The organism is Nocardiopsis sp. NPDC007018 (assembly GCF_040635075.1).
Classification (GTDB): Bacteria; Actinomycetota; Actinomycetes; order Streptosporangiales; family Streptosporangiaceae; genus Nocardiopsis.
The window spans coordinates 131,557-153,826 of the sequence record NZ_JBEYHA010000006.1; the positions used below are offsets into that span (position 1 = coordinate 131,557).

The following is a 22,270-nucleotide window of genomic DNA, read 5'->3' on the forward strand; positions in this document are numbered from 1 at the left end:
CGGCGGTCATACGCGACCGCCAGCACGACACCGTGTCCGTCCCGGCTCCCGGGCCGCGGACCGGGAGCGGCGCTCCCCCCGCTACGGGGACTCCCGGACCTGCCTGACCACCGGTTCGCCGGTCCCGGCGCTCACCCCGGCCTCCGGGGTCACCTCGGGCAGTTGCTCCACGACGGGGAGGTCGTCCTCCGGCTCGGCTTCCACGGCGCGGGGCGCGGGCGGGTCGGTGGTGAGTTCCAGTTCGGGGGCGTCCGAGGAGAACCCGAACACTCCCGCGTAGAAGGCCAGTTCCGCCTCCAACGAGCGCACCCGTGCCTCCTGGGAGCGGAAGCCGTGGGCCTCGCCCTCGAACTCCAGCAGCGCGTGGGGCACCCGTCGCCGACCGAGCCCCGTGGCCATGCGGGTCGCCTGGTCCGGGGTGACCACCTTGTCGTCCAAGCCCTGGAACAGCAGCACGGGGACGTCGATCTCGCCGATCCGGTTGATCGGCGACCGCTCCCGGTAGGTCTCCACGAAGCCGGGCAGGGTGCCGACCAGGGTGTCCGGGAAACGTGACTCGAAGTCGTGGGTGGTCTTGACCAGCCCCAGCAGATCCGCGACACCGAAGTACGACACCCCGCAGGCGAAGGTGTCCCCCGTCAGCGCGAGCAGGGCGGTGAGCCCGCCCGCGCTCGGCCCCCGGATGGCCAGGCGCTCGGGGTCGGCCAGCCCCCGTTCCACCAGGGCCCGGGCCGCGGCCGTGCAGTCCTCGACGTCCACGGCGCCCCACTGCTTGTGCAGGCGCTTGCGGTAGGAGCGCCCGTACCCCGTGGAACCGCCGTAGTCCACGTCCACGACGCCGATCCCCCGGCTGGTGAAGTAGGCCTTCACCAGGTCGAGGGTGCGCGAGGCCTGCCCCACCGGGCCGCCGTGTGCCCACACCACGTAGGGGGCGGGCCCCTCCGACGTCATCTCGGGGTGGGTGGGCGGGTACACGTTGGCGTGCACCGTGGCGCCGTAGCGGCCGCTCAGCGTCTCCTTGCGGGGCACCGGCAGATAGGCGGGGTCCACCTGCGCCTCGGCGCCGCGCACCAGCACCTCGACGGAGCGGCGCCCGGGGTGCAGGCGTACCAGGCACTCGGCGGTGTCCGCCGAACCCGCGATGGCCACCACGCTCGTCCCGTCCGAGTCCAGGTGCGACCACGCGGTCAGTTCCGTGGGGACCGGCTCCAGTTCCAGGGTGTCGGGGTCGTAGACGCTCGGCCGCAGCGCGGTGTCGCCGTGCAGGGTCACGATCCGACCGTCGTCCAGCAGGCGGAAGCAGCGGTCGCCCAGCCGCCACGGGGCGGAGTGGAACTCCTCCTCCGCCGGGTACAGGGCGATGGCCTGCCCCGTCAGCCCCGCCTGGTAGAGGTTCCAGAAGCCGGGCCAGTCCGAGGCCAGGTACAGCGTGGAGTCGTCCGACCAGACTGGGGCGAGCACCGACTCGTCGACCCCGCCCTTGAGCGTGTACTCGCCGGTCAGCCCGTGTTCGGTGAGCTCGCCCACCCGCAGCTCGGTGCCGTCCCACGGCATCCTCGGGTGGTTCCAGCGCACGTACGCCAGGTGGCGGCCGTCCGGTGAGACCGTGGGGGAGGCGTAGAAGTGCGCGCCGGAGACGAGTTCGCGGACGGCGGAGGGGTCGTGGGCGCCCCGGCCCGACAGCGGCACCGTCACCACCGCACGGCGCACGGAGCCGTCGACGTGCTGCTCGCGCACGCACAGCAGTTGCTTGCCGTCGGGGAGCAGGGCCGGGTCGGCGTAGCGCAGCGCCCCGGGCGCGTCGGGCTCGGGGGTGAGGGGCACGGGCTCACGGGCCCCGCGTTCTAGGAGGTAGAGGCGCTGGTCCTCGGCGTTGGCGAAGACCGCGCCCACACGGGCGATGGCCTTGTCGTCGCGGCGCGGAACCGGGAGGTGGGAGCGGCCGCCGTACTCGTGCACCCTCGTCCCCACGCTCCAGGGGGCGGGCAGCAGGTCGCGGACGGTACCGTCCGCGTCACGGCGCACGAGTGCCGTGCGACCCCCCTCGGCTGGTCGGTACTCCTCCCACCAGACCTCCTCGCCGAGTACGGAGGGGTACGCCATCTGGCGCACTCCTCGGGCGACGTCACCGGCACCGATGGGTGATGGCCAGGAGCCGTGGCGGCTCGACAGTTCAGACATGTCCCGCTCAGGATGGGTCGTGGGTGTGATCAGATGACATGTCGACCTTAGTGCTCCGTGGCCTTCGTGTGCAGTCCCGAAGGACCCGCCTGTGGACGAACCGGACGCCGCCGTGTGCCTTCCGCGCCGGGCGGTGCGGTGGACGGGCCGGTGCCCTCCGGTACGGGGGGCGGGGCGCGGCCCCGGGACCGGTCGGGCCCACGGCAACGGCCCCGGGGAGCGCACTCGGGGTGCGTCCACGGGGCCGTCGCGGGGTGTGTCCCGGGGGCGGGTTAGGAGACCGATCCCCCGTCGCCACCGGAGCCGGAGTCGCCGCCGGAGCTTCCACCGGAGCCGGAGCCTCCACCGGAACCGGAGTCACCGGTGGAACCGGAACCCCCGTCGGTGGACTCGGGGCCGGACACGGGCTCGTCGCGCCCGGTGTCCTCGTCGGTCCCGGTGTCCACGGGGACGACCACCGTCGGCGCGGCACCGGTGGGGGCCGCCACGCCACCGGGTCCGGTGACGTCGGTGGGCGCCCCGCCCGCCGCGGTGGCCTTCGCGGAGGGCCTGCCCCGTTGGGCGTTGCGGCGCTCCAGCCAGATCGCGAACCGGCTCAGCGACAGGTTGATGACGATGTAGATGACCGCGCAGATGATGGCCGCGGGGATCACGTTGCTCTCCCGCGTGGCGACCAGCGTGAAGCTGCGCAGCAGCTCCGGGAACGCGATGATGTACCCCAGGGCGGAGTCCTTGAGCAGGACCACCAGCTGCGCCACGATCGCGGGCATCATCGAGGTGATCGCCTGGGGGATCAGGATCGTCCACATCGTCTGGGTCTTGCTCATGCCGATGGACTGCGCGGCCTCGGCCTGGCCCCTGGGCACCGCGAGGATGCCCGCCCGGAACACCTCGGCCAGCACCGAACCGTTGTACAGGGTCAGGCCGGTGACCACCGCGACCAGCGCGGTCACCTGGAACGTGCCGGTCGGGATGTCGAAGAGCTGCCAGGCGACGATGGGCAGCGCCATCGTGAAGAAGATCAGCATCAGCAGCGGGATGCCGCGGAAGAACTCCACGACGACCCCGGCCGGGACCCGAATCCACCAGTGGTCGGACAGGCGCCCGATACCGAAGACCAGACCGAAGAGCACCGCCAGCACCGAGGCGGTCAGCGCCGCGGTCAGGGTGTTCTGGAGACCGGGGATGATGTAGCCGGTCCACGTGTCCGGACGCAGGAACGGTTCCCACTTGTCCGCGGCCCACTGCCCCGACGGGTTGACCGCCCAGGTCTGCGCCGAGAACAGCGGCGCCTCGCGATCACTGAGGGTCCGGTTGAACCCCAGGTACAGCACGGCCAGCCCGACCAGCCCGAGGACGACCGTGAAGACCGTGTAGACGGCGTTGCGTGCCCGGGCCTTGGGCCCCGGGGTGTCGAAGAGTACGGCCTGCGCGCTCATCGGACCACCGCCACGCGCTTGGCGAGCCAGCCGAAGAAGTAACCCATCGGCAGGGTCAGGATCAGGAACCCGATCGCGAACCCGACGAAGGTCGGCAGGACCGGGGCGATGCCCTGGTCGAACATGAGCTTCATCTCCCGGGACGCCTCCTGGACGCCCAGCCCCGCGACGGAGGCGACGGTGGTGTTCTTGGTCAGCGCGATGAGCACGCTGCCGAGCGGGCCGACGACGGTGCGCAGCGCCTGCGGGATGACGATCAGGCGCAGGTTCTGGGTGAAGGTCAGGCCCAGGGATCGGGCCGCCTCGACCTGGCCCAGGGGGATCGTGTTGATACCGGCGCGCAGCGACTCGGACACGAAGCACGCGGTGTAGGCGGACAGGCCGATCACCGCCCACCAGAAGACGTCCATGGCCACGCTGTCGGCCAGGCTCAGGCCCAGGGCGCTGTTCAGGCCCAGGCCGCAGAAGAGCAGCACCAGGGTCAGGGGGGAGTTACGGATGCCCTCGACGTAGGCGGTGGACAGGCCGCGCAGCAGCGGGACGGGGGAGACCCGCATCGCGGTGAGCAGCACACCGAGGACGAAGGAGAAGATGGCGCTGAGCAGGGTGAGCCGGACGGTCCATGAGAAACCGTCGACGACCCTGTCGATGTTGCTGAGAAAGGCTTCCATAGGTCCCAGCCGGTCAAGGCCCGGAAGGTGGGGCCGGGCGGTCCCGACCCCACCTTCCGAACACGGTCAGTTGACGGTTTTAGGCGCAGGTCTCGAGCTCGGGGACGGACTCCTCGTAGGCGAAGTCGGTCGCGCCGAAGGCGTCTTCGAGGTAGTCGGTGGCGGCGCCTTCCTCCCACATCTTGGTGATGGCCGCGTTGATGTCCTCACAGCGCTCGGTGGAGCCCTGCGGCAGGCCGACGCCGTACTTCTCCTCGCCGAACGGGTTGTTCACCATCCGGAAGTTGTCCGGGTTCTGGGCGGCGAAGCCCGCGAGGATGGTGTTGTCGGTGGTGACGGCGTCGACGGTGCCGTTGCTGAGCAGCTCGAGGCACTCGGAGTAGTTGCCGGCCTCGCGCAGCTCGGCGTCGATCTCCATCTCCTCGGTGATGTTGTGCGCGGAGCGGGAGCCGGAGGCCGAGCAGAGCACCTTGCCGTCGAGGTCCTCGGGGCCGTTGATGTCGCTGTTGTCGGCCTGGGTCAGGATGTCCTGCTGGGCGACGTAGTACGGGCCGCCGAAGTCGACGACGTTGCGGCGCTCGTCGGTGATCGAGTAGGTCGCCAGGATCATGTCGACCGTGCCCTGCTGGAGGAACGACTCACGGTTGGCGGAGGCGGCCTCGGTCCACTCGATCTGGTCGGGGGAGTAGCCGAGCTCGCCCGCGATGTAGGTGGCGACGTCGACGTCGAAGCCGGCGGGGGTGCCGCCCTCGCTCAGGCCCAGGCCCGGCTGGTCGTACTTGACGCCGATGGTGATGGTGTCGCCGTTGCCGGAACCGCCGTCACCGCCGCCACCGTCACCCTCGCCACCGACATCGGCGGTGCCGCAGGCGGACAGGGCGAGGGCCAGGACGGCGGCGCCGCCCAGGATGGAGTTGAATCGACGTGCTCGCATGTGGGGTACCTCTTCTTCTTTGTGCGCGTGCGAAGAACGCGAAGATCTGGGGAGCGCGGTCGGGTCCGGGACCTAGTGGGTCAGGATCTTCGACAGGAAGTCCTGCGCCCGCTCCGACCGGGGATTGGTGAAGAACTCGTCGGGGGTGTTTTCCTCGACGATCTGGCCGTCGGCCATGAAGACGACCCGGTTCGCGGCGCGACGGGCGAAGCCCATCTCGTGCGTGACCACGACCATGGTCATGCCCTCGCTGGCGAGGTCGGTCATGACGTCGAGGACCTCCTGGACCATCTCGGGGTCCAGGGCGGAGGTCGGCTCGTCGAAGAGGATCACCTTCGGGTTCATCGCCAGGGCTCGGGCGATGGCCACGCGCTGCTGCTGGCCGCCGGAGAGCTGGGCGGGGTACTTGTGCGCCTGGTTGCCGATCCGGACCCGGTCCAGGAGCTCCATGGCCCGCTCGTTGGCCTGGCTCTTCGACTGACGGAGGACCTTCATGGGGCCCAGCGTCACGTTCTGGAGCACGGTCTTGTGCGCGAACAGGTTGAAGGACTGGAACACCATGCCGACGTCGCTGCGCAGCTTGGCCAGGCCGCGGCCCTCGGCGGGCAGCGGCTGTCCGTCCAGGGAGATGACGCCGGTGTCGATCGTCTCCAGCCGGTTCATGGTGCGGCAGAGCGTCGACTTGCCGGACCCGGACGGGCCGATGACGACTACCACCTCGCCGGAGTTAACCGTCAGATCGATGTCGCGGAGCACGTGCAGGTCGCCGAAGTGCTTGTTGACGTTCTCCAGCACGACGAGAGGAGTTGAAGTCATGCATCGGAACCTAATGGGTCGGAGTTGCCGTGTCATCACGAAAACGCTTCTCAGGGGAGGAGTGGCCGACTTGTTACGGCGTGATCGGCAAAACCGTTATGAATGGCGCGGACGTAGGATGAATGACGTTGCAGGGAGTGGCGGAGTCGTTCTCCAGAGTTCCCGGCGAAGGTCGTCTTCCGTGCTCCCGCCGGGGGCGGATTACCCGTGCGGGGCCGTGTATGCGCAGGTAGCGGGAGTGGGGGTGGCGCGAAGTGCCCGACGTCCGAACGGAATCGTGATACGGAACGTCTTATTTTCGGAAACCGACTCTCCGTCACCGCGGCCCTCGTGGAGACGTGGCCGCCGCGCGGATCTGACTGTGAAACCTCTCCCCCTGAAATGAGCCGCTTCGCTGTCCAAAACACGCTCCAGGCGACCGAATCGGCTCTCGCGCCGGTGCCGGTGCCCGGTGGGGGCACACCGTGCCCGCCGCCCGCCCCGGGAACACGTTCCCCCGCGCGACGCGTGGGCCCGCCGGGGCGTCCTGGGCGAGGCCCCGAAGCGGATAGCCTGGACCGGTGAGCCAGAGTCGTACCTACCAAGTGCGGACCTACGGCTGCCAGATGAACGTCCACGACTCCGAGCGCCTCTCCGGTCTGCTGGAGGACGCTGGGTACGCTCGCGCAGCTGAGGACACCACCGCAGACATCGTCGTCTTCAACACCTGTGCGGTCCGTGAGAACGCGGACAACCGCCTCTACGGCAATCTGGGACACCTGCGGCCGGTCAAGGACGCCAACCCGGGGATGCAGATCGCCGTGGGCGGCTGCCTCGCCCAGAAGGACCGCGGCGAGATCGTGCGCCGGGCCCCCTGGGTGGACGTCGTGTTCGGCACCCACAACATCGGTTCCCTGCCGACCCTGCTGGAGCGCGCCCGCGTCGGGCGAGAGGCCCAGGTCGAGATCGCCGAAGCGCTGGAGCACTTCCCCTCCACGCTGCCCAGCCGCCGCGAGTCCGCCTACGCCGCGTGGGTGTCGATCTCGGTCGGCTGCAACAACACCTGCACCTTCTGCATCGTGCCCGCGCTGCGCGGCAAGGAGAAGGACCGGCGCCCGGGCGACGTGCTCGCCGAGGTGCGCGCCCTGGTCGACGAGGGCGTCACCGAGGTGACCCTGCTCGGGCAGAACGTGAACGCCTACGGCAGCGAGTTCGGCGACCGCCAGGCCTTCTCCAAGCTGCTGCGCGCCTGCGGTGAGATCGAGGGCCTGGAGCGGGTCCGCTTCACGTCCCCGCACCCGCGCGACTTCACCGACGACGTCATCGAGGCCATGGCCCAGACGCCGAACGTGATGCCCCAGCTGCACATGCCCCTGCAGTCCGGGTCCAGCAAGGTGCTCAAGGACATGCGGCGCTCCTACCGCCAGGAGCGTTTCCTCGGCATCGTGGAGAAGGTGCGCGCGGCGATGCCCCGCGCCGCCATCACCACGGACATCATCGTGGGCTTCCCCGGTGAGACGGAGGAGGACTTCGAGCAGACCCTGCACGTGGTCCGCGAGTCCCGGTTCGCCATGGCCTACACCTTCCAGTACTCCAAGCGCCCCGGCACCCCGGCCGCCACCATGGACGGCCAGATCCCGCCGGAGGTCGTCAAGGAGCGCTACCAGCGCCTGGTGGAGCTCCAGGACCAGATCTCCTGGGAGGAGAACCAGGCACTGGTCGGCCGCGAGGTCGAACTGATGGTCTCCGAGGGCGAGGGCAAGAAGGACGGCGAGCACCGCCGCCTGTCCGGCCGCGCCCCCGACAACCGCCTGGTGCACTTCGCCGTGGGCGACTCCGAGGAGCCGCGGCCGGGCGACATGGTCACCGTCGAGGTCACCTACGCCGCCCCGCACCACCTGGTCGCCGACTCCGGGATCAGGCGCCTGCGCCGCACCCGCGCGGGCGACGCCTGGGACGCCCGCCAGGGCCGACCGGTCCAGGTCACCAAGCCCGACGTCCTGCTGGGCATGCCCCGGATCGGTGTCCCCCCGGAGCAGCCCGCCCCCGAGGGTGGGTGCTGCGACGCCTGACCGCCGCACCCCGCACGGGCCGCGAGGCCCCCGACGCGCTCGCGCCGGGGGCCTCGTGCCGTCCGGAACCGGCGGGGTTCACGACCCGGCGGCCCCGAGCCGTACCGGAAGCTCCCTCAGGCGCAGTGTTGCCGGGACGGTGTCGCGCACGGGCGGTCGGCCGGGCACCAGTGAGAGTTCCGGGTAGGCCGCGAGCAGGGCTCCCACGGCGACCTCCCCCTCCTGGCGCGCCAGCGCGGCGCCCAGGCAGTAGTGCGCGCCGTGCCCGAAGGCCACGTGGGCCTCACCGGGCCTGCCCCGGTGCCGGGTGACGTCGAACCGGTACGGATCGGCGTGTACGGCCGGGTCGTGGTTGGCTCCCGCCACGATCGCCACGGCCCGTTCCCCCGCGGCCACCGTTCCCCGGGTGAGCCGGACCTCCTCGGCGGCGTACCGGGCCTTGGTCGTGACGGCGGTGCCCCCGACACGGAGCATCTCGTGGACGGCGTCGGGCAGGAGCGCGGGGTCGGAGCGGAGCAGGGCGAGCTGGTCCGGGTGTTCCAGGAGTGCGCGCGTGCCGTTGCCCAACAGGTGCGCGGTGGTCTCGTGCCCGGCGATGACCAGCGTGAACACCAGCGTGACCAGTTCGCTCTGGGAGAGGCGGCCACCGCCCTCGTCCCGGGCGCGCACGAGCGCGTCGAGCAGGTCCTCTCGCGGGTGGTCGCGGCGTTCGTCGATCATCGCCTCGACGTGCTCGATCATCGCACCGAGGAGCCGGTTCATCACCTCCGGTCGGGCGGGGTCGAACTGGGCGAGTTGGTGGCTCCAGGCCTGCCACTGGGCGCGCTCGGCCACCGGGACGCCCACCAGGTCGCAGATGACCGTGATGGGCAGCGGGTAGGCGAAGTGCTCGATCAGGTCGACCACGCCATCGTCGTCCGCGTGTCCGGGCAGGGCCGACAGCAGGTCGGCGGTGATCCGCTCCACTGCCGGCCGCATCGCGTTGACGCGCCGCACGGTGAAGGTGCGGGAGACGAGTTTGCGCAGGCGCGCGTGGTCGGAGCCGTCCTTGTCCAGCAGGGATTCGGTCAGGTACGTGATGAGGTCGGGGCGCAGGCCCAGGTGGGCCATGGCGTCGGAGCGCCGGACACTGGGGCCCCCGGGCACGTGGTCCGGGTCGACCACGAACCGGCGGTCGCCGAGGATGGTGCGCACGTCGGCGTCGTCGACGAAGGCCCGGGCGGGCTGGCCGTCGAGGAAGACGACGGGGGCGGAGCCGCCCGCCGCGCGGATGCGCTCGACGACCTCCAGCGGACGGGAGGTGAACTCCTCCGAGCGCATGTTGACCGGCCCGGGTTCGTACTGGTCCGTGCGGGGTGTGACGGTGTGCATGTGCCCCTCCTGGGGTCTACGTGCTGCGCTTGACGCTCTTCTGTTCCTCGATCTCGCCGGTCAGGAGCTGGTCGAGAGCGGCGAAGAGGGCGATGGTTCCCGTCTGCACGGCCCGCATCGCGGGTTCGGGCACGTCCTGTTCCAGGAGCAGACGGATGCTGCGCGCGGCCAGGTCGGCCCGGGCAGCGCGGTCGGGGACGGGGAAGCCCTGCTGGGCGAGCAGGGGTTCGGTGAGCAGGTGCCCGACGATGGTCGAGCAGTAGGCGTAGAAGCGCTGGTCGGCGGGGATCTGCGGACCCAGGACACCGTGTTCGTCCAACAGGGCCCAGTAGTCGCCCAGGACGCTCTGCCGGGCCTCCGAGAGGTCCTTGGCCAGGTGGGGATAGGTGCGGGAGAAGGCGCCGAGCTCCTCGCCGCCGTTGCCGTAGAGGGTCCGGACGACGGGGGTGTCGAACTGGAGGAGGTAGACGTGGCGGGCGACCTCGCTGGGGCGGGCGGCTTCGGGGTCCGCGCGCATGATGTCCAGGAGCCGTTCGACGATGGTGTGCTGGGCGCGCATCACCACCGTGAGGAACAGGCGTTCCTTTGTGGGGAAGTGCAGGTAGACGGTGCCCTTGCCGATCCCGGCCCGTCGCGCGACGTCGTCGATGGTGGTCTTGCGGTGGCCCCAGGCCACCATGAGCTCCTCGGCGGCGTCGAGGATGCGGTCGGCCCGCAGCTCGCGTTCGGAGGCGGGCCGGGCCTGGGCCCTGCTGTCGGCGGACGGGGACACGTGCGGCTCCTTCGGTGCGGTGGTCGCCGGTGGGGCGGCCACCAGCGTCGACGCGACGACCATATCCAGCCCTCCCTTCCCCGACCGCATCGAAATGACTGTGTGACTGGATTTCGAATCTGGTCACACAGTCAAATCTAGGCCAGGGAGGGCTCGGGGACAGGCCCTTCGGGGGCCGGAACGGGTCGCGGCGCGGAGGAGGGGAACCGACCGGGAGGGAGAGGGGGCGGTAGCCTCGCCCTTGTGTTGATCGCCGCCGCAGTGTGCCCGCACCCGCCCGTGCTGTTCCCCGAGATCGCCCAGGGAGCCGCACCGGACCTGGACGGACTCAGGGCCGCCTGCGACCGCGCCGTCGCCCGGCTCGGCGACGCCCGCGCCGAACGCCTCGTGGTCGTGGGCCGGGGGCCCGCCGAACGCCGCTTCGGTCCGGACGCCGGGGGCGACCTCGCTGACTTCGGCCTCGCCCTGGGGGTCGGACCGGCCCCCGCCGTCCTCGACATGGCGGCCACGACCGGGCGCTGGCTGGCCGAACGGGTCGGGCTCACCCCCGACGGCTACCTGGAGGTCCCCGCCGACACCGCTCCCGAGCGCGCCGCCGTGCTCGGCGCCGAGATCGCCGGGTCGGCGGAGCGGGTCGCGCTCCTGGTCACGGGCGACGGCAGCGCCCGCCGAACCGAGCACTCACCCGGACGCGTGGACGACCGCGCCGTCCCCCACGACGACGCGGTCGCCGAGGCGCTGGCCGCGGCCGACCAGGCCCGGCTGGCCGCACTCGACCCCGTGTTGGCCGGTGACCTCATGGTGGCGGGCCGCGCCGCCTGGCAGGTCCTGGCCGGGGCCGCCGCGGGGGCCTCCCTCACCGGCGAGCTGCTCGCCTACGAGGCCCCCTACGGCGTCGGGTACTTCGTGGCAGCCTGGACCTGAACCGCCCGCGGCTCAGGACAGGGAGTGCGGCAGCATCGTGGCGACGTCCACCAGCGCCTCACCCGGCTCCTCGGTGCGCCCCGACAGCGCGGACTCCACCTGCGTCAACGCCCGTTCCAGCAGGGTTGGCGCGTCATAGGGGAGCCAGTGCACCCGGGGGTCGCGGCGGAACCACGACTCCTGGCGCCGGGCGAACCTGCGTGTGGCCTGCGCGGTCTGGGCCTTGGCCTCCGACTCGGTGATCGCGCCGTCCAACTGGGCCAGCGCCTGCGCGTAGCCGAGCGCCTTGGCGGCGGTGCGGCCCTCGCGCAGCCCGCGCGCGTCCAGGCCCCGGACCTCCTCCACCAGGCCCTGCTCCCACATGCGCTCCACCCGCAGGTCGATCCGCTCGTCGAGTTCGGGGCGCGGGGCGGTCAGCCCCAGCTGCACGCACGGGTAGAAGGAGGTGTGGTCGGGCAGGTTCGCGGTGAACGGTCGCCCCGTCAGTTCGATGACCTCCAGGGCGCGGACGATCCGCCGTCCGTTGCCCGGAAGGATGGTGCGGGCCGCCTCGGGGTCGGCCTCGGCGAGCCGGGCGTGCATCAGCCCGGGCCCGACGTCGGCCAGCTCGCCCTCCAGACGGGCGCGCACCCGGGGGTTGGTGCCGGGGAACTCCATGTGGTCCAGGACGGCGCGCACGTACAGACCGGAACCGCCCACCAGTACGGGGATGACGTCGCGGTCGGCGCAGTCGTCCACCCGCTCGCGGGCGAGGGCCTGGTAGGTGGCGACGTCGGCGGGCTCGTGCACGTCCCAGATGTCCAGGAGGTGGTGGGGCACGCCCCGGCGCTCCTCCGGGGCGAGCTTGGCGGTGCCGATGTCCATGCCCCGGTACAGCTGCATGGAGTCGGCGTTGATCACCTCGCCCCGGCGCCCGGTCCGTTCCTCCAACCACTCCGCCAGATCGACGGCCAGGTCCGACTTGCCCACAGCGGTCGGGCCCACGACCGCGATCACCTTGATCATTCCCCCAGCGTAACCACGTCCGGGCCGCGCCGGTGCCAGGGCGGGTGAGAGATCGGTGGGAGTTGGGCGGCAGGCCCGGGACGCCCCTGGCCCCGGCGCGGTCCGGTCCGTTCGGTGACCCGCTCGCCCGCGTCTAGGATGGCGGGCATGCGATTCGCCAAGGCCCACGGAACCGAGAACGACTTCGTGATCCTCCCCGACCCCGACGGGGAGCTCCAGCTCACGGAGGAGACGGTCCGGTCGCTGTGCGACCGGCGCTCCGGTATCGGGGCCGACGGTGTCCTGCGGGTGGTGCGCACGCGCGCACTGGGCGAGCAACTGGCCCCGTCCGCCCGTACCGCCGAACGGACCGAGTGGTTCATGGACTACCGCAACTCGGACGGCAGCGTGGCCGAGATGTGCGGCAACGGGGTGCGGGTCTTCGCCCACTACCTGAGGCACGCCGGGCTGGTCACCGGCGACCGTTTCGAGGTCGGGACCCGTGACGGCGCCAAGGGGGTCGTCATCGAGCCCGGTGGGGACGTCACCGTGGACATGGGCCGGGTCGAACGGCTCGGCACCTCCTCGGCCGAGCTCGCCCGACAGGTCGTGCGCGGTGCCCGGATTTCCGTGGGCAACCCGCACCTGGCCTGCGCGGTCGACGCCCCCGTGGCCGGGATCGACCTGACCGAGCCCCCCGTGGTGGACGCCGAGGCCTTCCCCCAGGGAGCCAACGTCGAGGTGTTCTCCGAGGTCGGTCCCGGCGTGCTGGAGATGCGTGTGTACGAACGAGGCTCCGGAGAGACCCGATCGTGCGGCACCGGCATCGTCGCCGCCGCCGCTGCCGCCACCCCCGAGGGCGAGGGCGCCACGTGGCGGGTGCGCGTCCCCGGCGGTGAGTGCGTGGTCTACCTGGACGCCTCGGGCGCCCGGCTGCGCGGCCCCGCCGTGATCGTCGCCGAGGGCGAGACCGTGCTGGTCTGACGGGACCGCCCGGGCGTTCACCGCACGGTCGCCTCCCGCCCGGCCGAGACGTCGAAGGCGGCGTCGCAGGCGTCACGGACGGTGTCGTTGTGCGTGGCGACGACCACTGCGCAGCCCTCCCGGCTCATCTCGCGCAGGACGTCCACGACCATCGCGGCGTTGTCCCCGTCCAGGGCGCCGGTCGGCTCGTCGGCCAGGACCAGTGAGGGCCTCTTCACCATGAGGCGTGCCAGGGCCACGCGCTGCTGCTCTCCGCCGGACAGGTGGTGTACCTTCTCCGCCTCCCGCCCGGCCAGACCCACCCGGGACAGCGCGCTCGCGGGCCCGGTGCGGGTGCGGGTGCGGCGCCGCCGGGCCACGTCGAGGTTGGCCCTGACGGTGGCGTTCTCGATCAGGGCGTAGTTCTGGAAGAGGTAGCCGAGGTGGTCGCGGCGGAACCTGCGCTGGCGCCCCGGGCCGAGCCGGGTGACGTCCGTGCCCTCGAACACGATCCGTCCGGAGCTGGGCTTGTCCAACAGGCCCATGCAGTTGAGCAGGGTGGTCTTCCCCGAGCCGCTGGCACCGACCAGTGCGAGCATGCGGCCCGGCTCCACCGTGAGGTCCAGGCCCTCCCACAGGACGCGGGAGCCGAAGGACTTGCCGAGGTCGTTCAGGGTGATCATGGGTTTCCTTACGTCTTCGGTTCGAGGCCCTCAGGCCTGGGAGGCGCCCTCGCGGACGACACGACGGTGGAAGAGGGCGAGCGCGGTGACGGTGACCAGCAGGCAGACCGCGGCGATCCCGAGCGCGTAGAGCGGCTCGGCCCCGGTGGGCGCGGCCGTCGGAAGTCCCGTTGTGGCCGGATTCGCGGCGGCGGCGATCCTGGAGAGCGTGTCCCACAGGACCCCACCGAGGAACACCAGGGTGATCGCCCCCTCGGTGAGCAGGAGCCGCCGATGCGTGGCCGGGAAGGTCCAGCCGCAGATGTGCCGGGCGAAGATCTCCTGGGCGCGGGAGCGCACGTGGATGACGCACGCGGCCATGCCGGTGAGCAGGAGGACCGCGGCCGCGCCGACCAGGTTGAACAGCTCGCCGCGCAGAACCGTCAGGGTCTGGCTGTGGGTGTGGCGCGCACTGGTGGAGAGGGGCTCCACCATGGCGATGTACCGCGACGCGGTGGGGTCGCGTTCCCGGTGGTCCTCCACCACGTCCGGGTCGGGGAAGACGGTCGAACGCGTCGTCATGTAGGAGACGTACGCGCTGTCGGAGAGCACCCCCGCGTTGGGGAGGACGACCACGACGGCGTCGTGGACCAGCGGCAGGTGGGGCCGCGGGGAGTCGAGGCCCTTGGCGGCGTAGGTGTACAGGGTCTGCCCGTCGGCCAGCGGAAGCACCTCGGTCCGGGGTGCCCGGTCGGGCCCGCCGTGCAGGTCCAGCCAGGAGCCGATGGCGTCCGCGGTGACGGCCCCGACGTCCGCCGCGGCGCCTTCGGGGACCAGGACGCGCACGGACCCGCCCGGGCCGTACCGCTCCCCTGAGGGGGCGAGGACCTCCTGCTCGCCCAGGTAGGTGTCGTTGACGAACAGGAGCGGCCGCTCGGAGCCGGGGGTCGGCGGGAGGTCCGGGGACGGCGGTGAGAGCAGGGCGGTGTCACTGGGAACGACCAGCACCATGTCGCCCCGGGAGTCGGCTTCGCGCAGCCAGGGGCCGAGCTCGTCGTCCACGGCCTGCTCGTCGGCCCACCCGTAGTTGGCGCTCAGGGAGGGGAACGAGGTGTCGCCCTGCGCCTCGGCCAGGTCCAGCTGGACCCGCTGGTCCCGTAGGCCCTGGGCGGCGGTGACGATGTTGCCGAGGACGACCAGGGTCAGCACCAGGACGGGGAGCCTGACGAGGTAGACGCAGGCGTAGGTGCTGCGGACCGGCAGACGACCTTTGAGGGAGGCCAGGACGCTGGTCGAGTACACCAGGCCCAGCGCGGCGGCGTGGGCCAGGAGACAGGCGGCCGTGAGCAGACCGAGGAAGACCAGGGCCATGAGAGAGAACAGGCCGAGCTGGTTCCACCCGTTGTACGGGCCGAGGAACACCAGCGTGCCCGCGGTGACCAGGGGGAGCACCACCGCCGCCAGCCGGGCGACCTTGAGCAGGTCGGCCGCCAGGACGCGGAGGTAGGAACGCCCCTGGAGGCGCCACACGCCGTAGTCCCTCGAGGCCAGCAGGACCCCGGCTCCGGCCGCCGTGACGGCGGCGAGCAGGGCGACCACCGACAGGTGGAGCAGGTGTCCGCCCGTGAAGAAGTGCCACGCCCGGGTGGTCTGTACCCCGGGGGCCTCGTACAGGCCGAGTTCGGCGAGCTCGGCGCGCAGGGCCGTCTCGGTCTCCGACGAACCGAAGACCAGGTAGTGGCCGTTGGGTCCCACGTCCTCGAAGTCGGCCAGGGGGTGGGTCCGGACGGTGAATCCCGGGTCGAAGCCGGGATAGCCCTCCTCTAACCACCGCGCCTGGGGGGTGGGGGAGTCCGGCAGCGCCAGGTAGAGGTGGCTCACCGAGTACGGGTCGTTCACGTCGAGGACCCCGTAGCCGATCACGGTGTCGTGGTCCTCGGCGACCCGCTGCACGGCGGCCGCGACCTCGGCGGCGTCGCTGCTCTCGTCGTTCTCGGAGATCCACACGACGCGCGTGTCCTCCAGCGTGTACTGGAGGCGTTCGACTCCGATGGCGAGGAGGTAGGCGATGAGGACGGCGAACAGGGCACAGGCCGTGTAGGCGAAGGAGAGGGTTCTGTTGGGCACGAACGTTCCTGTCGGGGGCCCGCCGGTGTCGGCACCGGCGGGCCGCAGCTGGTGAGTCGGAAGGGGGGTGGAGGTGAGGCGTGGTGTGCGTGTGGGCGGGCGGTGGGTTCAGGCGCGTCAGGGAGCGCGCTCGCCGTGGCGCACGCGCGTGGATACCTGATCCCGTTCTCGTTTTCGGACCACTCCGGGGGTTCGCCCGATGCGTCCCGACGCGGTCCCGTGCGCAGAGCGTTGCCCTCCCAAGGGAAAGGCGGCGATCGGTGCTCTCCACACCCCTATCGCCGCCCGCTCCGCCCCCGGTTCACGCCCTTTCGCGAACTCCGGTGAACGGCTCCGCTCCCAGACCGCGCAGGGAGGCGTCCAGGATCTGCGCGGTGTGGGCCACCCTTGTCGGCGCCCCCGCGCGCTCCATCGCCGACGCGATCTGGAGCGCGCACCCCGGGTTGCCCGACACCAGCACCCCGGCCCCCGTGGCGGCCACGTCCGCGCCCTTGCGGTCGCCCAACGCGGCCGCGGCCTCCGGACGGAACAGGTTGTACACGCCCGCCGAGCCGCAGCAGATCTCCGCGTTGGGCAGGTCGACCACCTCCAACCCCGGGATGCCCCGCAGCAGCTCGCGAGGCTGTCGGGTCACGCCCTGGCCGTGGGACAGGTGGCAGGCGTCGTGGTAGGCCACGCGCAGCGGAACCGGTCGGCGTTCGGCGCGCGGCCCGAGTTCCACCAGGTACTCACTCAGGTCCACCACCTGCGCGGAGAACGCGCGGGCCCGCTCCACCCAGGCCGGACCGGCGCCCGCCTCCGCGAGCGTGCGCTCGACGTGCTTCATGCCCGACCCGCACCCGGCCGAGTTCACCACGACCCGTTCCACCTGCCGGGCCTCGAACACCTCGACCAGGTCCTTGGCGAAGCCCGCCGCCTCGGCGAGCCGCCCCGCGTGCCCCGACAGCGCCCCGCAGCACCCCTGGGAACGCGGGATCACCACCTCACACCCCTCCAGGGCCAGAACGCGGGCGGTGGCGGTGTTGACCTCGGGGAAGAACGCGCCCTGCACGCACCCCACGAGCATGCCCACCCGGGCGCGCCGCCCGCCCACCGCGGGAACGAGTTCGGGCAGCGGCGGCGGGGCGGCCGAGAGCGGCGGGGCGATCCGCTCCATCGTGGCCAGCGCCGGTGAGAGCCGGTCCAGGACTCCGGATCGGCGGACCAGGGCCGAGACACCACTGGCCTGGTAGGCGCGCAGCGGACCGCGCAGGGCCCGCAGTCGCCTCCGGTACGGGAACAGCGAGAACACCGCGCCGCGCAGCGCGCGCTCGCCCGGTGTGCGCCGGTGCTCCTCCTCGACCCGGTACCGGGTGTGCTCGATCAGGGCGTCGTAGGCCACCCCGGACGGGCACGAGGTCACACACGCCAGGCACCCCAGGCAGTTGTCGAAGTGGCCGACCGCCGTCGGGGTGAGCACGTCCTCCTCGTGCGCCTGGCCCATGAGGTGGATGCGCCCGCGCGGGGAGTCCATCTCCTGGCCCCACAGCACGTTCGTGGGGCAGGTGGGCAGGCAGAACCCGCAGTGCACGCAGTCGCTCAGCAGCTCACCGAAGAGCCGCTCCCTCTCCTCGGGGCCACCACTGGGCGGGGACGGTAGGTCGGTCACGCGGGCTCCCTGGGTCGGTGCGTACGGGGCGGCGGTCCGGTCGGCGCCCAGGCGATGGGCACCGAGGGCGGACCGAGGTCAGATGCCCCCGGCGAAGCGGCCGGGTGACAGGCGGTGTCCGGGGTCGAGCGCGTCCTTGACCGCGCGCATCAGGCCCAGCCCGGGGACCTCGCCCCACGGACTGACACCGCTGGCCCGCACGTCCGGTTCGGAGCGCAGGAGCACCAGCGGATACGCGGTTTCCGAGCGCAGGCCGTCCACCGCGAGCCGGACCCGTTCGGGGTCGGTACCGGGCGGGAAGGACACCACCAGGGAACCGGTGGCCGCCGAGCCGCGCACGTGGGCGCTCGCGCCCACCGCTCCGGACACCTCCACCACCCGGCACGCGGCCGCCACGCTCTCCGCCGGGGGCACTGTGACCAGGGCCAGGGTGCCCTCCTCGGGCAACAGCCCCCAGTCCTCGGGCACTTCCTCTGAGACGGTGGGCGGGCCGTCGGCGCCGGACTCCGCCAGGGCCCGCACCGTCCTCCCCGCGCGTGCCTGCAACCCGGCGGGGGTCCCCTCCACCACCACGTCCAGCCGTCCGGGGCCCTCGGCGGGCCAGTCCAGTTCCACGGCCGAGGGCACCACGGAGGTAGCCCGCAACGAGGCCAGGGCCTCCTCGGCCCGCGATCGGGAGGATACCCGCGCGCTCACCAGGCCCAACGCCTCGGGCAGGGGGTGCAGGCGGAAGGCCACCGAAGCGACCACGCCGAGGGTTCCGTACCCGCCGGTGTGCAGCTTGGCCAGGTCGTATCCGGCCACGTTCTTGACCACGCGCCCGCCGCTGCGGGCCACCACCCCGTCCGAGCGCACCACCGTCATCCCGATCACGAGGTCGCGCAGGGCTCCGCACAGCAGGCGACGCGGCCCGCTCACCCCGGTGGCCACGGCGCCGCCCACCGTGCCGCCCCGCCGGACCGGGTCGAAGGACAACCGCTGGCCCGCCGAGTTCAGCGCCGCGTACAGGTCGGCCACCGGGGTGCCCGCGCCGACCTCCACCACCAGGTCACCGGCGTCGTGGTCGATCCAGGAGAGCGCCGCGACGTCCACCAGCAGATCCACCGAGCGCGGCGTCCCGCCCCAGTCCAGGGCGGTGCCGCCGCCGCGCGGGGTCACCGTGAGCCCGCTCCGGTGCGCCGCCGCCATCACCCGTGCGAGGGCGTCGGTGTCGGACGGCGCCGCCACCCGCCCCGGGCGCACGCCGCACACGGCGTCCCGCTCCGTCGCCTCCCGCAGCGAACAGCCCTCGACATCCAGGTTCGGTGTCACCCTCGGCCCTCCAGCCCTCGTCGTCGCTCCCGTACCACCGGTCGGCCCGCGCCCGACCGGTTCAGAACTGCTCGGCCGCGCCGGACTCCACCAGGGGGTGGACCCCGGTGCGCACCCCGGGACGCTCACCGCACAGGCGCGGTGTGGGCAACAGCTTCTCCGGGTTGGCGATCCCCTCCGGGTCGAGGGCCCGCCGGAAGAGGTCGAAGGTCTCCAGGGCGGCGTCGTCGAACATCCGGGGCATCTTGCACGCCTTGTCCACACCCACCCCGTGTTCGCCGGTGATCGACCCGCCGTACTCCACGCACAGGTCCAGGATCGCCCCCGACACCCGTTCGGCGCGCTCGGCCTCACCGGGCTCGGCGTCGTCGAACAACACGAGCGGGTGCAGGTTGCCGTCCCCGGCGTGGAAGACGTTGGCCACCCGGATGCCGGACTCCCGCGACAGGGCGGCGATCCGGCCCAGCACCTCACCCAGGGCGGTGCGCGGCACCACTCCGTCCTGGACGATGTAGGCGGGGCTGATCCGGCCCACCGCGGCGAAGGCCGACTTGCGGCCCTTCCAGATCAGGGCCCGTTCCTCGGCACCGCTGGCCGCTCGGGTCTCGAAGGACCCGGTGTCCGCGCACAGCGCCGTGACGCGTTCCAGCTGGGCGTCGACCTCCTCGGCGGGGCCGTCCAGTTCCACCACCAGTACGGCGGCCGCCCCCTCGGGGTAGGCGCAGGCCACGGCGCGTTCGGCGGCCTCGACGGCCAGCGCGTCCATCATCTCGATCGCGGAGGGCAGCACCCCGGCGGCGATGATCGCGCTCACCGCCCGACCGCCCGCGTCCAGTGAGGTGAACGCCGACAGCAGGGTGACGGTCCGCTCGGGGCTCCGGGTCAGGGACACCGTGACCCGTGTGGCCACGCCCAGGGTGCCCTCGGAACCGACGAACGCACCGATGAGGTCGTACCCGTGCGCCCCGGGGGCCTTTCCGCCGAGCTCGACGACCTCGCCGGAGGGGGTGACGATCTGGAGGCCGCGCACGTGGTTGACGGTGAACCCGTACTTGAGGCAGTGCGCACCGCCCGAGTTCTCCGCGACGTTGCCGCCCACGGAGCACACCTGCTGGCTGGAGGGATCGGGCGCGTAGTAGTACCCGAAGGGGCTGGCGGCCCGGGTCACGTCGAGGTTGGCCACGCCCGGTTCGACCACCGCGCACTCGTTGTCGACGTCGATCTCCAGCACGCGTCGCATACGGGAGGTGACCAGCAGGACGCCCTCGGAGTGGGGGAGCGCACCGGCCGAGAGGCCGGTGCCCGCACCGCGCGGGACGAACGGGACGCCGTGTTCGGCGCAGAGCCGGACGACGGCCGCGACCTGTTCGGTGGTGGTCGGCATGACCACCACACCGGGGGTGGCACGGTGGTGGGTGAGGCCGTCGCTCTCGTAGACGCGGCGTTGGGAGGGGTCGGTGAGGACCCCGTCGTCACCGCAGATCTCGCGCAGCCGGGGCGTCAGGGCGGCCAACACCTCGGTGGTGCGCTGTACGGGCGTGGTCATGGGCGCCTCCCGGTTCCGTCCGGAGGACCCGGCGGGGGGCGGTGTCCTCCTTCTGCGGTCTCGCAAGGGGACCGTACGACCGCGCCCCCTGCCGAGGCAAGGGGGCACGGTGGAAACGGTATTTCGTTGTGTGAAACCGGTGGGGTTCCGCCGGGCCGCCGGGGAGGCCGGTCCGGACGGGCCCCGGGCCGCTACGGCATGCGCTCGTAGGCGGGCAGGGTCAGGAAGTCGACGTAGTCGTCGTCCAGGGCCACCTCGGTGAAGAGCTCACTGGCCTGCTTGTACAGGCCCTCGTCGAAGCCGTCGCCCAGGGACTCGCGGATCGCGGTCAGCTCCTCGCCGATGATCTGGCGCACCAGCTCGGCGGTGACCTTCTCGCCGCCGTCCAGGGTGACGTCGTTGTGCAGCCACTGCCAGATCTGCGACCGGGAGATCTCGGCGGTTGCGGCGTCCTCCATGAGGTTGTGGATCGCCACCGCGCCGTTGCCGCCCATCCACGCCGCCAGGTACTGGAGGGCGACGTTGACGTTGCTGCGCAGACCGGCGAGCGTGACGCCGCCCGGGGTCTGGTCCACGGCGAGCAGGTCGGCGGCGGTCACCTCGACGTCGGGGCGCTGCTTGTCGATCTGGTTGGGGCGGTCGCCCAGGACGCCGTCGAAGACCTCGCGGGCGATCGGGACCAGGTCGGGGTGGGCGACCCAGGAGCCGTCGAAACCGTCGCCGGACTCACGGGACTTGTCGTCACGGACCTTGGCGAAGGCGTTCCGGTTGACCTCCTCGTCCCTGCGGGACGGGATGAAGGCGGCCATGCCGCCGATGGCGTGGGCGCCGCGCTTGTGGCAGGTCTTGACCAGCAGCTCGGTGTAGGCGCGCATCATCGGGGCGGTCATCGTGACGGCGTTGCGCTCGGGCAGCAGGAACGCGCGGCCGCGGGTGCGGTGGGTCTTGATGATGCTGAAGAGGTAGTCCCAGCGGCCCGCGTTGAGGCCCGCGGAGTGCTCGCGGAGCTCGTACAGGATCTCCTCCATCTCGAACGCGGCCGGGATGGTCTCGATCAGGCAGGTGGCGCGGATGGTGCCGCGCGGGATCTCCAGGCGCTCCTGGGCCAGCACGAAGACGTCGTTCCAGAGGCGCGCCTCCAGGTGGCTCTGCATCTTCGGCAGGTAGAAGTAGGGCCCCCGGCCCTTGGCGATCTGGCGCTTGGCGCTGTGGAAGAGGTAGAGCGCGAAGTCGACGATGCCGCCGCTGGTGCGCTGGCCGTCGACGAGGACGTGCTTCTCGTCGAGGTGCCAGCCGCGCGGGCGGACCACGATCGTGGCCAGCTCGGAGTCGTCCTTGAGGGCGTAGGTCTTGCCCTGGGGGGAGGTGAAGTCGATCTCGCGGTCCAGGGCGTCGCGCAGGTTGAGCTGCCCCTGGATCATGTTCTCCCACAGCGGGGTGTTGGCGTCCTCGAAGTCGGCCAGCCACACCTTCGCGCCCGAGTTGAGCGCGTTGATCGTCATCTTGCGGTCGGTGGGACCGGTGATCTCGACGCGGCGGTCGGTGATGCCGGGCGCGGCCGGGGCGACCCTCCAGCTGTCGTCCTCGCGGATGTGCCTGGTCTCGGGGAGGAAGTCGAGGTCCTCACCGGCGGCGATCCGCTCCTCGCGGGTCCGGCGCGCGGCCAGCAGCTCCTGGCGGCGCGGTTCGAAGGTGCGGTGCAGTTCGGCGACGAGGGCGAGGGCGTCCTCGGTGAGGATCTCGTCGAACCGATCGTTGAGGGGGCCGGTGATCTCGACCCCGTGCGTGGCGCCCATGGAAAACCTTCCGCAATACGAAACAAGCTTCTGGGATGTGGAAATGAAGCTACTATCTTGATGTCGAGCGGTCA

Annotated in this window: 17 protein-coding genes; 3 read left to right on the forward strand and 14 right to left on the reverse strand. The window is 71.9% G+C overall.

Annotated elements, in window-relative coordinates; genetic code table 11:
• Positions 1 to 81: 81 nt before the first annotated feature.
• The 5 genes from ABZ635_RS04970 to ABZ635_RS04990 form a co-directional block, all read right to left on the reverse strand.
• Positions 82 to 2,181, reverse strand: a complete 2,100-nt coding sequence (locus tag ABZ635_RS04970) for a prolyl oligopeptidase family serine peptidase (RefSeq protein WP_357759053.1) — start codon at positions 2,179 to 2,181, stop codon at positions 82 to 84.
• 272 nt (positions 2,182 to 2,453) lie between these two features.
• Positions 2,454 to 3,620 (reverse strand): amino acid ABC transporter permease, encoded by a 1,167-nt coding sequence (locus ABZ635_RS04975; RefSeq protein WP_357759055.1) that lies wholly within the window; start codon positions 3,618 to 3,620, stop codon positions 2,454 to 2,456.
• Complete coding sequence (locus ABZ635_RS04980; protein ID WP_357759057.1) at positions 3,617 to 4,291, reverse strand: amino acid ABC transporter permease; 675 nt, start codon at positions 4,289 to 4,291, stop codon at positions 3,617 to 3,619. Before ABZ635_RS04980 ends, ABZ635_RS04975 begins: the two co-directional genes overlap by 4 nt.
• A gap of 79 nt (positions 4,292 to 4,370) precedes the next feature.
• The gene (locus ABZ635_RS04985; protein ID WP_357759060.1) at positions 4,371 to 5,225 is read right to left on the reverse strand and encodes a glutamate ABC transporter substrate-binding protein; all 855 of its coding nucleotides are present in this window, start codon (positions 5,223 to 5,225) and stop codon (positions 4,371 to 4,373) included.
• 72 nt (positions 5,226 to 5,297) lie between these two features.
• The gene (locus tag ABZ635_RS04990) at positions 5,298 to 6,041 is read right to left on the reverse strand and encodes an amino acid ABC transporter ATP-binding protein (RefSeq protein ID WP_357759063.1); all 744 of its coding nucleotides are present in this window, start codon (positions 6,039 to 6,041) and stop codon (positions 5,298 to 5,300) included.
• Positions 6,042 to 6,625: 584 nt separating this feature from the next.
• Here ABZ635_RS04990 and miaB point away from each other — a divergent pair.
• Positions 6,626 to 8,092, forward strand: a complete 1,467-nt coding sequence (miaB, locus tag ABZ635_RS04995; protein ID WP_357759146.1) for a tRNA (N6-isopentenyl adenosine(37)-C2)-methylthiotransferase MiaB — start codon at positions 6,626 to 6,628, stop codon at positions 8,090 to 8,092.
• 78 nt (positions 8,093 to 8,170) lie between these two features.
• Here miaB and ABZ635_RS05000 read toward each other — a convergent pair whose 3' ends face one another.
• Together ABZ635_RS05000 and ABZ635_RS05005 are read right to left on the reverse strand one after the other, a co-directional pair.
• Entirely contained in the window at positions 8,171 to 9,463 is a 1,293-nt protein-coding gene (locus tag ABZ635_RS05000; protein WP_357759066.1) for a cytochrome P450, read from the reverse strand.
• A gap of 16 nt (positions 9,464 to 9,479) precedes the next feature.
• Positions 9,480 to 10,235 carry a TetR/AcrR family transcriptional regulator gene (locus tag ABZ635_RS05005; protein WP_357759070.1) on the reverse strand — a complete coding sequence of 252 codons (756 nt, stop codon included), beginning with the start codon at positions 10,233 to 10,235 and terminating at the stop codon, positions 9,480 to 9,482.
• A 243-nt stretch (positions 10,236 to 10,478) separates the two neighbouring features.
• Between ABZ635_RS05005 and ABZ635_RS05010 the strand changes: the two genes are divergently transcribed.
• Entirely contained in the window at positions 10,479 to 11,159 is a 681-nt protein-coding gene (locus ABZ635_RS05010; protein WP_357759073.1) for a hypothetical protein, read from the forward strand.
• Between the two features lie 12 nt (positions 11,160 to 11,171).
• Here the strand turns inward: ABZ635_RS05010 and miaA are convergent, their stop codons facing one another.
• Positions 11,172 to 12,164 carry a tRNA (adenosine(37)-N6)-dimethylallyltransferase MiaA gene (gene miaA, locus ABZ635_RS05015; protein WP_357759076.1) on the reverse strand — a complete coding sequence of 331 codons (993 nt, stop codon included), beginning with the start codon at positions 12,162 to 12,164 and terminating at the stop codon, positions 11,172 to 11,174.
• 138 nt (positions 12,165 to 12,302) lie between these two features.
• On the opposite strand from miaA, the gene dapF reads away from it, so the two are divergent.
• The gene (gene dapF, locus ABZ635_RS05020; RefSeq protein WP_357759078.1) at positions 12,303 to 13,127 is read left to right on the forward strand and encodes a diaminopimelate epimerase; all 825 of its coding nucleotides are present in this window, start codon (positions 12,303 to 12,305) and stop codon (positions 13,125 to 13,127) included.
• A gap of 17 nt (positions 13,128 to 13,144) precedes the next feature.
• Here dapF and ABZ635_RS05025 read toward each other — a convergent pair whose 3' ends face one another.
• The 6 genes from ABZ635_RS05025 to aceB all read right to left on the reverse strand — a co-directional run bounded on the left by ABZ635_RS05025 (position 13,145) and on the right by aceB (position 22,196).
• Positions 13,145 to 13,789, reverse strand: coding sequence for an ATP-binding cassette domain-containing protein (locus ABZ635_RS05025; protein WP_357759080.1), 645 nt, complete (start codon positions 13,787 to 13,789; stop codon positions 13,145 to 13,147).
• Positions 13,790 to 13,819: 30 nt separating this feature from the next.
• Positions 13,820 to 15,895, reverse strand: a complete 2,076-nt coding sequence (locus ABZ635_RS05030) for a hypothetical protein (protein ID WP_357759083.1) — start codon at positions 15,893 to 15,895, stop codon at positions 13,820 to 13,822.
• Positions 15,896 to 16,196: 301 nt separating this feature from the next.
• A complete protein-coding gene (locus ABZ635_RS05035; RefSeq protein WP_357759086.1) occupies positions 16,197 to 17,543 on the reverse strand; it encodes a (Fe-S)-binding protein in 1,347 nt (448 codons plus the stop codon).
• Between the two features lie 78 nt (positions 17,544 to 17,621).
• Positions 17,622 to 18,854 (reverse strand): FAD-binding oxidoreductase, encoded by a 1,233-nt coding sequence (locus ABZ635_RS05040; RefSeq protein ID WP_357759089.1) that lies wholly within the window; start codon positions 18,852 to 18,854, stop codon positions 17,622 to 17,624.
• A 61-nt stretch (positions 18,855 to 18,915) separates the two neighbouring features.
• Complete coding sequence (locus tag ABZ635_RS05045) at positions 18,916 to 20,400, reverse strand: FAD-linked oxidase C-terminal domain-containing protein (protein ID WP_357759092.1); 1,485 nt, start codon at positions 20,398 to 20,400, stop codon at positions 18,916 to 18,918.
• A gap of 191 nt (positions 20,401 to 20,591) precedes the next feature.
• On the reverse strand, positions 20,592 to 22,196 hold the full coding sequence (aceB, locus tag ABZ635_RS05050) for a malate synthase A (RefSeq protein WP_357759095.1): 1,605 nt from the start codon (positions 22,194 to 22,196) through the stop codon (positions 20,592 to 20,594).
• Between the last annotated feature and the right edge of the window lie 74 nt (positions 22,197 to 22,270).

Bases quoted from the DNA above. Each gene is read 5' to 3' on its own strand.
- ABZ635_RS04985 (WP_357759060.1), bottom strand. From the start codon at position 5,225: ATGCGAGCACGTCGATTCAACTCCATCCTGGGCGGCGCCGCCGTCCTG.
- aceB (WP_357759095.1), bottom strand. From the start codon at position 22,196: ATGGGCGCCACGCACGGGGTCGAGATCACCGGCCCCCTCAACGATCGG.
- ABZ635_RS04970 (WP_357759053.1), bottom strand. From the start codon at position 2,181: ATGTCTGAACTGTCGAGCCGCCACGGCTCCTGGCCATCACCCATCGGT.
- ABZ635_RS04980 (WP_357759057.1), bottom strand. From the start codon at position 4,291: ATGGAAGCCTTTCTCAGCAACATCGACAGGGTCGTCGACGGTTTCTCA.
- ABZ635_RS04975 (WP_357759055.1), bottom strand. From the start codon at position 3,620: ATGAGCGCGCAGGCCGTACTCTTCGACACCCCGGGGCCCAAGGCCCGG.
- ABZ635_RS05000 (WP_357759066.1), bottom strand. From the start codon at position 9,463: ATGCACACCGTCACACCCCGCACGGACCAGTACGAACCCGGGCCGGTC.
- miaA (WP_357759076.1), bottom strand. From the start codon at position 12,164: ATGATCAAGGTGATCGCGGTCGTGGGCCCGACCGCTGTGGGCAAGTCG.
- ABZ635_RS04990 (WP_357759063.1), bottom strand. From the start codon at position 6,041: ATGACTTCAACTCCTCTCGTCGTGCTGGAGAACGTCAACAAGCACTTC.
- ABZ635_RS05045 (WP_357759092.1), bottom strand. From the start codon at position 20,400: ATGACCACGCCCGTACAGCGCACCACCGAGGTGTTGGCCGCCCTGACG.
- dapF (WP_357759078.1), top strand. From the start codon at position 12,303: ATGGCGGGCATGCGATTCGCCAAGGCCCACGGAACCGAGAACGACTTC.
- ABZ635_RS05025 (WP_357759080.1), bottom strand. From the start codon at position 13,789: ATGATCACCCTGAACGACCTCGGCAAGTCCTTCGGCTCCCGCGTCCTG.